The sequence below is a fragment of the Rhodoplanes sp. SY1 genome, from assembly GCF_046000175.1.
Lineage (GTDB): Bacteria > Pseudomonadota > Alphaproteobacteria > Rhizobiales > Xanthobacteraceae > Rhodoplanes.
In genome coordinates this window covers 1-9,457 of the sequence record NZ_JBEOMB010000123.1, presented here as the reverse complement: position 1 = coordinate 9,457, position 9,457 = coordinate 1, and the positions used below count along the sequence as shown (strand labels likewise).

The 9,457-nt window shown below is 70.3% G+C and carries 5 protein-coding genes, 1 tRNA gene and 1 pseudogene; 3 read left to right on the top strand and 4 right to left on the bottom strand.

Going from position 1 to position 9,457, the window contains the following annotated elements:
- Nucleotides 1-1,654: DEAD/DEAH box helicase (locus tag ABTU92_RS24390; RefSeq protein WP_408094210.1), on the bottom strand; the 1,654-nt coding region annotated here is incomplete at its 3' end.
- A 1,248-nt stretch (nt 1,655-2,902) separates the two neighbouring features.
- Here ABTU92_RS24390 and ABTU92_RS24385 point away from each other — a divergent pair.
- Nucleotides 2,903-3,934: pseudogene (locus tag ABTU92_RS24385) on the top strand (recombinase family protein); the annotation flags it as partial.
- Nucleotides 3,935-4,507: 573 nt separating this feature from the next.
- Here ABTU92_RS24385 and ABTU92_RS24380 read toward each other — a convergent pair.
- The 3 genes from ABTU92_RS24380 to ABTU92_RS24370 all read right to left on the bottom strand — a co-directional run bounded on the left by ABTU92_RS24380 (nt 4,508) and on the right by ABTU92_RS24370 (nt 7,422).
- Nucleotides 4,508-4,584, bottom strand: a tRNA-Arg gene (locus ABTU92_RS24380).
- Nucleotides 4,585-4,761: 177 nt separating this feature from the next.
- The gene (locus ABTU92_RS24375) at nt 4,762-6,069 is read right to left on the bottom strand and encodes a GGDEF domain-containing protein (RefSeq protein WP_408094209.1); all 1,308 of its coding nucleotides are present in this window, start codon (nt 6,067-6,069) and stop codon (nt 4,762-4,764) included.
- Nucleotides 6,070-6,207: 138 nt separating this feature from the next.
- Nucleotides 6,208-7,422 (bottom strand): diguanylate cyclase, encoded by a 1,215-nt coding sequence (locus ABTU92_RS24370; RefSeq protein WP_408094208.1) that lies wholly within the window; start codon nt 7,420-7,422, stop codon nt 6,208-6,210.
- A gap of 242 nt (nt 7,423-7,664) precedes the next feature.
- On the opposite strand from ABTU92_RS24370, the gene ABTU92_RS24365 reads away from it, so the two are divergent.
- A complete protein-coding gene (locus ABTU92_RS24365) occupies nt 7,665-8,792 on the top strand; it encodes an S-(hydroxymethyl)glutathione dehydrogenase/class III alcohol dehydrogenase (protein WP_408094207.1) in 1,128 nt (375 codons plus the stop codon).
- 391 nt (nt 8,793-9,183) lie between these two features.
- Nucleotides 9,184-9,457, top strand: a 274-nt coding sequence (gene secG, locus ABTU92_RS24360; RefSeq protein WP_408094206.1) for a preprotein translocase subunit SecG, incomplete at its 3' end; no start/stop codon positions are given.

Genomic DNA, 9,457 nt, shown 5'->3' with positions numbered 1-9,457 from the left:
CCGCGGCCGGCGACGATCCGGCGGCGCCGAGCAGGTGCTGCAGGGCCAGCCGGTGACGCCCGGGGCCGCCGTCGGCGGCGAGGCTTCGCGCCGCGTCGGCGAGCTCGGCGTAAGCGGCCGCCTCGGCCGGCGAGGCGTCGACCCGGATCGTCGTAGCGTGCCGCCGCGGCAGCTTCAGCGCGACGACGGCGCGGGTGTTGCGGATCATCGCGCCGCGCATCAGCTCGCGCAGCTTTTCTGCATTGGCCGGCTGGCGTGGCTTGCCGGGGGTCATGTAGGCGGTGCGGAACTCCTTCGGCGTCTTGAAGATGCCGGGCTTGAGGAGGGTCAGCAGATTGTACAGCTCGACGAGGTCGTTCTGCACCGGGGTCGCCGACAGGAGCAGCAGGAACCGCTTGCTCAGGGCGTCGACGAGCGTCCAGCTCCGGCTGGTGCGGTCACGCAGATGATGCGCCTCGTCGACCACCACGACGTCGAAATGCTCGGCGAGCAGGCGGTCGGCGTGCTCCTGCCGGCGCGCCGCCGCGATCGAGGCGATCACGCGCTTCTGCCGCCAGAACGCCGCCGGATCCTCGCGCAGCAGCGGATCGTAGGTGGTGGAGCAGGCGAGGCCGAACTTGGTCTCCAGCTCCTCGCGCCATTGCCCGACCAGCGAGGCGGGGGTGAGCACCAGCATCCGCTCGGCCATGCCGCGCAGGGCATACTCCTTCAAGACCATGCCGGCCTCGATGGTCTTGCCGAGCCCGACCTCGTCGGCGAGCAGCACCCGGCCGCGGAATTGCTTGAGCACCTTGCGGACCGTCTCGGTCTGGTGCCACAGCGGCTCGACCCCGGCGAGATGCGGCAGGCAGAGGAGCTCGTCGAACCCTTGCGCGAGGCCGAGATGGGCGAGCCGCTCGCGTAAGAGGGACCAGCGGCCGTCGGCCTCAGGGGCGCGCGCCAGGGCCGCAGTGAGCGGCGCCGGATCGAACGCGACCGTGAACGGGATGTCGATCTCGATCGTCGGCAAGGGCGGCACGACGATGGGCTCGAACCCAGGCGCGGACCGCGCCGCGGCGGCGCGCGGCGCACGCGCCGGGGCGGGCGGCGCGACCGACGAGGGCTCGGCAGCGGGGGCCGCCTTCGGTGCGGGCTTGGCGGCGGGTGCCGGCTTTCCGCGCGGCGCCGGGCCACGGGTCGGCGATGCCGCCCGGCGGCGGCCGGGCCGGCGCGCCTCGCGGCCCATCACGGCGTCGAGCATGTCGACCAGCCAGCGGAAGCGCTCACGCCCACCCGGGAAGACCCGGATCGCCTCGGGCCATTCGGTCAGGCGGTGGCGCTCCAGGAGGTCGCGCGCCGCCACCCGCTTGCCCGACTGGAACAGCGCGAAGGCGTGCAGCAGGTGATCGGTGCCGTCGGTCAGGTAGCGCTTGGACGCTCGCTTGAGGAACGCGAGCGCGCGTTGCGGACGCTGGTCGAGCACGGCCGCGGCGGCGGCGAGTCGCAGGATGCGCGGGTCGGCCGGACAGGCCTCGATCGCCGCCTCGGCGACGTCGAGGAACCCGCAGGTGCGGTCCGGGTCGTCGAAGGTCGCGTACAGCTGAACGATCCACCCGTCCGCCTCGTGCGCCGAGCCGGTCGGGAACAGGTCGCCTTGCGGTGCGGAGCTCACCATGACCACGTCGCGGCTGTCGGCGGCGTGCAGCCGCAACGGAGAATCACTGCAAAAAGGGTAGCCCTGCGCATGGTCGGATCAAGGCCGGGCCGCTCGGCCCGGTCGATCGGTCGCGGTTTTCCTGTCGAAAACCATCGATCCGAGCATTCGGGCGGACGCCAGCCGACGGCCGCTCGGCATGTCGTGATCGGCACGGGCAGGACCATTCGGTGTGATGATCGTCGCCCGCCCTCGCCACCGACGGCCTCAACGAATCACGTCGACGACAGCACGCATCCCGACGACCGGCATCTCACGAATCGTGCTGTCTTCAACCAGCGCCGAACGCCAATTCGGCGAACGGACGGTGACGTATGATGCAAGTCGACTGCCAAGGATTCGACGGATTGGCTGCAGTAGACCAGCGGCAAAACCGGTTCGAGCGTATCCAATCTCGCCGCGTTCCATGACAACGTTCCATCGAAGACCTTCGCATGAACGACGAGGAGCAGTTCCTCAACCGTTTGATTGCAAGATTAAAGGGCCGGCACTGCGCGGCCCGAAACGGTCGGTCGGTCAATGACGTGGACCAGCACTGCCACGATCTACATGTGCCACGTGACAAGGATTATTTAATAATTCCAACCCTTGCGACGGCACTGCCGCGAATCGAGGCACTTGACCTGTAGGGAGAGTTGCTGCCGCGGCGGGATGTTCGGAGCCGAGACGCATGGCGCCATTGCGACGACCACCCGCCGGGTTGGCTGGTGGGTCCTGACCGCTCGGGCGAGCCGAGCCGGACCGGGCAGACAGCCGTCAAGGCTCGCGCTGCGCGCGCCCGGCGTTGCCGGCTCGAGGCCTTGACCGCCGCCCGCCGGCCCGGCGTTTGGCAGCCGAGCGATCAGGGCCTTCCGCGAGCGAGAACGCTCCCGTCGCGAGCAGGGAGCGGGGTGGCGCAGCGCAGAGTTTGTGGATTCTCGCGGCGGGCGTCCCATGCCAGACTTCCGTCATGACGCGCCCCCGCAAATCCAAGGCCCGAGACACCCCCGTCCCCGGTGAGGTGCCGGACGATCTTTACGACTATGCCCGCCCGCCGGCTCGACGCCCCGGCCGACCCGCGACGAGCGATCCGAGTGCCTGGACCGTGACCGACGACTGGCCCGACGAGGTGCCCGTCACCGAAGCCGAGATCGAGGTGTTCGAAGCCTGGTTCGGCGACCTGTTCGACGAGCTGTTCTCGACCCGTCATTGACCGCTGGAGACGATCGCATGAGCACCCCGGTTCGCGTCGCCCTCTACCTGCGAGTCTCGACCGGGCGGCAGGCCGACAGCGACCTGTCCATCCCGGACCAGCGCCGGCAGGCGAAGCGCCATTGCGAGGGGCGCGGCTGGGAGATCGTCGCCGACTACGTCGAGCCCGGCATGTCGGCGACCGACGACCGGCGGCCCGAGTTCCAGCGGATGATCGATGCCGCCACCGCCAAGCCGCCGGCGTTCGACGCCATCGTGGTCCACAGCTTCAGCCGGTTCTTCCGCGACCAGTTCCAGCTCGAGTTCTACGTCCGCCGCCTCGCGAAGAACGGGGTGCGGCTGATCTCCGTCACCCAGGAGCTCGGCGACGACCCGATGAGCAACATGATCCGGCAGATCATGGCGCTGTTCGACGAGTATCAGTCCAAGGAGAACGCCAAGCACACCTTGCGGGCGATGACGGAGAACGCACGCCAGGGGTTCTGGAACGGGGCGCGACCGCCGATCGGCTACCGCATCGTCGAGGCCGGCGAGCAGCACGGCAACCGGACCAAGAAGATGCTGGAGATCGACCCCATCCGGGCCGAGACCGTGCGGCTGATCTTCCGCCTCGCCCGCGAGGGTGACGGCAACTCCGGGCCGATGGGGGTGAAATCGATCACCAACCACCTGAACGCCGCCGGAATCCTGACCCGCGACGGCGGGCGCTGGGGCATCGCGGCGGTCCACCAGGTGCTGACCCGCACGACCTATGTCGGCCGCCACCGGTTCAACACCAAGTTCTGGAAGACGCGCGAGCGCAAGCCCGAGACCGACGTCGTGGAGATGGCGGTGCCGCCGATCATCGACCCGGCAGACTTCGAGGCCGTCCAGACCCTGCTCAAGACCCGCAGCCCGGCGCTGACGGCGCCGCGGATCGTCAGCGGTCCGACCCTGCTCACGGGCATCTGCTTCTGCGCCGCCTGCGGCGGGGCGATGACGCTGCGGACCGGGAAGAGCGGGCGCTATCGGTACTACACCTGCTCCACCAAGGCGCGGCAGGGCCAGACCGGCTGCAAGGGCCGCACCGTGCCGATGGAGAAGCTCGACACCCTCGTCGCCGACCACGTCGAACGACGGCTTCTGCAACCCGTCCGCCTCGAAGCGATCCTTGCGACGGTGCTCGACCGCCGGGAGGAGCGCGCGGAACGCCGGGCCGCCCACATCGCCGACCTGCGCAAGTGCGCCGCCGAGGCCGAGGCCAAGCTCGGGCGCCTTTATGACGCGATCGAGAGCGGCATCGCCGACCTGACCGACCCGCTTTTGAAGGACCGAATCACCGAACTCAAGGCCGTCCGCGACCAGGCCCGCCTCGACGCGGAGCGGGCCGAAGAAGCCGCTTCCCGCGCGGGGCCGGTCATCACCCCGCCGGCAGTCGCGACCTTCGCCAGGCAGGCCCGCAAGCACATGCGCACCGATGGCGGGGGCTACCGCCGCGACTACCTCCGCGCGTTCGCCCAGCGCGTCGAGGTCGATGCAAAGGAAGTTCGGATCATGGGCTCGAAATGCGAGCTGCTTCGCACGCTGGTCGCCGTCTCAGGCGGGAAAACGGCGGGTTTTGGCGTTCCCAGCTTTGTACCGAAGTGGCGCGCTCGGAGAGATTCGAACTCCCGACCCTCAGATTCGAAGTCTGATGCTCTATCCGGCTGAGCTACGAGCGCGTCGGCCCGGCGGGGCGTCGTCGAGCGACGGGCCGGGCAGGACGGTCTTATAGCCGATCGGAGCGAAAAATCGACTCCGCCTTCCGGGGGGGGGGAGATTCCCGGCGGAACACTCCCGCGGCGAGATCCGCGAGCGGAGCGCGGTCGCGCGGTCCGCGACCGCGCCGGCCTCCCGGGTCACGCGACGGCCGATTCACCGTGCCGGCCGGGGCCGCCGCCGGAGGCACCGGCGGTGCGGGCGCCACCGGCGGCGTCGCGGCCGTCCTCGCGCAGCATCGTCGCGGGGAGCGCCAGGTCGGTCATGTGGCCGGCCGGCGCGGTGGCCAGGAACGGGCCGGCGAGCGTCTCGACCCGGTTGCGGCCGTTCGCCTTGGCGCGGTAGAGGGCGCGGTCCGCCACCGCCATCAGGGCGGCGAGGCTGCCGCCGACGTCGCTGGTCGTCACCACGCCGACGCTGACCGTCGAGGTCGGCCGCACCGCCCCGAGATCGAGCCGGCACGCCTCGAACTCGATGCGGATGCGCTCGGCGACCGCGAAGGCCTCGGCGAGGCTGGCGCCCGGCAGCAGGCAGGCGAACTCCTCGCCGCCGGTCCGCCCGAGCACGTCGGTCGGCCGCAGCACCCGTTCGGCGGTGTCGCAGAAGGCGCACAGCACGCGGTCGCCGGCCTGGTGGCCGAACGTGTCGTTGACGTGCTTGAACTTGTCGATGTCGAGCATCAGCAGCGCCGCCTCGCCGCCGTCGGCGAGCAGCCGCCGCAGGACGCGCTCGCCGCGCTCGAAGAAGGCGCGGCGGTTGGCGACGCCGGTGAGCGGATCGACCAGCGCGGTGCGCTTGTGCTCGAGCACCAGGCGCTCCTTCGACATCGCCATCACCAGGAAGGCGAGCGAGAAGGAGAACAGCACGAGCCCGGCGGCGCCGAGCGGCACCAGGGTCGCCGTGAACGAGTTCTCGGGCGCCGGAAAGACGAGCTTCTCGGCGATCGGGATGCGGATCAGCACCCCGAAGGCCTGCAGGAGAAGGATGAAGATGGTCGGCCAGCGCGAGACCAGCTCGGGGTTCTTCGGCCGCAGATACTCGGACGCCGCGAGCAGCAGATAAGACGAGATCAGGATCGCCGACACGCGGATGCGCAACGGCATGTCGGTCCAGTAGAAGTCGAACTGGCACGCCACCATCCAGCCGACCGAGACGGCGAGCAGCACGGCCAACCGTGGCTGCCGTCCCTCGAAGACGCGGGCGCCCGTCCACATCATGCCGTAGCCGAACAGCTGGATCGGATTGCCGAGGGTGATCGAGATCTCGTTCGGGATCACGCCGCGCAGCACCACGAGGCCGGTGCCGACGACGACCAGCAGCAGGCCGCCGCCCCACCAGCCGAGCGTCGGCGAGGTGCGATCCTGCAGCCAGGCGAACAGCAGCATGAAGCCGCTGGTCGCCGCGGCGAACGCGGTCACGGCGAAGAGGGTGGGCTGATCAATGTGCATCGAGGATCCGGTCGCGGCGTCCATTTGGCACGGCGCGAGGGTTCGGTTCTAGCCGATTCCGATGAGAGTCCTGTTCCAGATTGCGTAAAACTTGGAGCGGCTTCCGCAAGGAATCGTCAACCATCTCGCCCCCTCCGGTCATGCCGTGCCGAGATCGGCCGGCGCGCGGCCGACGAGCGCCGGAGCCGCCGATCCGATGCCACGCTCCGGCGCGCTCCACTCCACCCGGTTGCGGCCGTTCGCCTTGGCCGCGTAGAGGGCGCGGTCGGCGCACTCCATCAGAGCCGCGAGGTCGTGCGCGCGCGCACCGGTCGCAGCGACCCCGATGCTGACCGAGACCGGATCGGCGGTGCCGATCGCCGGACCCTGGCGGGCGAACCAGTCGCGGATGCGCTCGGCGATCTGCACCGCGTCGGCCACGTTCGCGCCCGGCAGCAGGCAGGCGAACTCCTCGCCGCCGGTGCGGGCGAGCAGGTCGGTCGGGCGGAGCAGGGCGGCAGTGCCGTCGCAGAACAGCCGCAGCGCGGCGTCGCCGGCGGCGTGTCCCAGGCGGTCGTTGATGCGCTTGAACAGGTCGAGGTCGACCATCAGCAGGGCCGCCGGACGTCCGTCGGCGAGCATCCGGGCGAGCGTCCGCTCGCCGCGGTCGAAGAAGGCCCGCCTGTTGGCGACGCCGGTCAGCGGATCACGCAGGGCGTCGCGGCGGAGCTCGATCTCGACCCGGTCCTTCACCATCGCCATCACCAGGAACGGCATCGAATCGGCCGTCAGAAACAGGGCGATGGTCCACAGCGGGAACACGATCCCGACCTGGTCGACCGGCACCGGGAAGACGAAGCAGGCGGCGAAGGGGATGCGCACCGCATACAGGGCCGCCTGGACGGACAGCAGGCCGACGGCGAGGCCGCGCGACGCCGATCGGAGGTCGGGCACCCGGGCATAGACCCGAGCGGTCAGCGCCAGGATGACGACCGCCAGGACAGAGAACGTCTGAAGGCGGAGCTCCTGCGAGTCCCGGAAGGCCGGCAGCTGCCACAGCATCACCCAGGCGACGGCCCCGAAGATCGCCACCGCCAGCCGCGGCCGCGCCCCGGCGAACACGCGGGCGCCGCACCACATTCCACCGTAGGCGGCGAGCCAGAGACTGCCGCCGGCGACGATCGAGACCTCGTCCGGCACCACGCCCCGGCCGACGACCACCACGGCCGCCACGGCCAGCAGCAGGGTCGCTCCGCTCCACCAAGCGAGCGTCACCGCCGTCCGGTTCTGCCACCACGCGACGAGCAGCATCGGGCCGCTGACCGCGGTCGCCAGGATCGCGACGGTGTACAGGGTCGGTAGGTCGAAGCGCATGCTCGTCGTCTCGGCCCACGCGGCGCGACGCGGGTGGCGGGGACTCACGACCCTGCCGGTCTAGGCGGTTTCGATCAAAGGTAGCCCGGGAGGGTGAAGATCCGGTTTCGACCGTCCTGCGGTCGTGCGCCACGGACGTGCGCCACGGACTTGGCCGTGGCGCCGGTCGGCGGGGTTGGGCGCGGCTCGAATCCGCTGCTATGGGTCGGGATCGTTCGGCGAGCCATTCGAGGAGAGACAGCATGGACGTGAAGGCGGCGGTGGCGTTCGAGGCGGGAAAGCCTCTCGAGGTGACGACCGTGCAGCTCGAGGGCCCGCGCGACGGCGAGGTACTGGTCGAGATCATGGCGACCGGCATCTGCCACACCGACGAGTTCACGCTGTCGGGCGCCGACCCGGAGGGCTTGTTCCCGGCGATTCTGGGCCACGAGGGCGCCGGCATCGTCCGCGCGGTCGGCGCCGGGGTGACCTCGGTGAAGCCGGGCGACCACGTCATCCCGCTCTACACGCCGGAATGCCGGCAGTGCCCGTCCTGTCTCTCGCGGAAGACGAATCTCTGCACGTCGATCCGCGCCACCCAGGGGCAGGGGCTGATGCCGGACGGCACCTCGCGCTTCTCGCTCGAGGGCAAGCCGATCCACCACTACATGGGCTGCTCGACCTTCGCCAACTTCACCGTGCTGCCCGAGATCGCGGTGGCGAAGATCCGCGAGGACGCCCCCTTCGACAAGGTCTGCTACATCGGCTGCGGGGTGACGACCGGCGTCGGCGCCGTGATCAACACGGCCAAGGTGGAGCCGGGCGCGACCGCCGTGGTGTTCGGGCTCGGCGGCATCGGGCTCAACGTCATCCAGGGCCTGCGGCTGGTCGGCGCCGACATGATCATCGGGGTCGACATCAACAACGACAAGAAGGCCTGGGGCGAGCGCTTCGGGATGACGCACTTCGTCAACCCCAAGGAGATCGGCGGCGACCTCGTCCCGTATCTGGTGAACCTCACCAAGCGCGGAGCCGACCAGATCGGCGGCGCCGACTACACGTTCGACTGCACCGGCAACGTCACGGTGATGCGCCAGGCACTCGAATGCTGCCACCGCGGCTGGGGCGTCTCGGTGGTCATCGGGGTGGCGCCGGCCGGCGCCGAGATCCAGACGCGGCCGTTCCAGCTCGTCACCGGGCGGGTGTGGAAGGGCTCGGCCTTCGGCGGCGCCCGCGGCCGCACCGACGTGCCGCGCATCGTCGACTGGTACATGCAGGGCAAGATCGAGATCGACCCGATGATCACCCACACGCTGCCGCTCACCGACATCAACCGCGGTTTCGACCTCATGCACGCCGGCGAATCGATCCGCAGCGTCGTGGTGTATTGAGACGCCGCGCACCCTATGGCGCCGTGCCCCGGACAAGGCGCGTCGGGCCGCAGGCGCGACGCACCGCAGAGCCGGGGCCCAGGGGCCCCGGAGACGACAGTCCGGCCAAGCCCTCATGCGATCGCCCTGGGTCCCGGGTCACGGCGCGGTGCGCCGCGCCCGGGACACGAGGCTCGTTTCATAACGGGACCATTGGGGCCTGCGACGACCTCGCCATGGCCCGTCTGCCGCTTTTCCGGGCCGAACGGGTGGAAAAGCGCGGCGGGATCGTGTAGACGCGGCGCGCCGCCCCTATATGTCGCCGGTCGGCCCCCGCCCCGGAATCGCGAGGCGGGGCGAGCCTCGGCCGAATGTCCGGGATTTTTCAGCGTCGTTTCGAGCGGACCGTTCCATGCAGACCGTCGTCATCGTCATCCACCTGATGATCGTGCTCGCCCTGATCGGGCTCGTGCTCCTGCAGCGTTCGGAGGGCGGGGCGCTCGGCATCGGGGGTGGCGGCGGCTTCATGAGCAACCGCGGCTCCGGCAACGCGCTCACCCGGGCGACCGCGATCCTGGCGGCGGCGTTCTTCGTCACCAGCCTTCTGCTGTCGGTGCTGGCCGGCATGTCGCACCGGCCGACCACGGTGATTCCGGCGGCCGACGGCCCGGCCGCCCCGGCGCCCG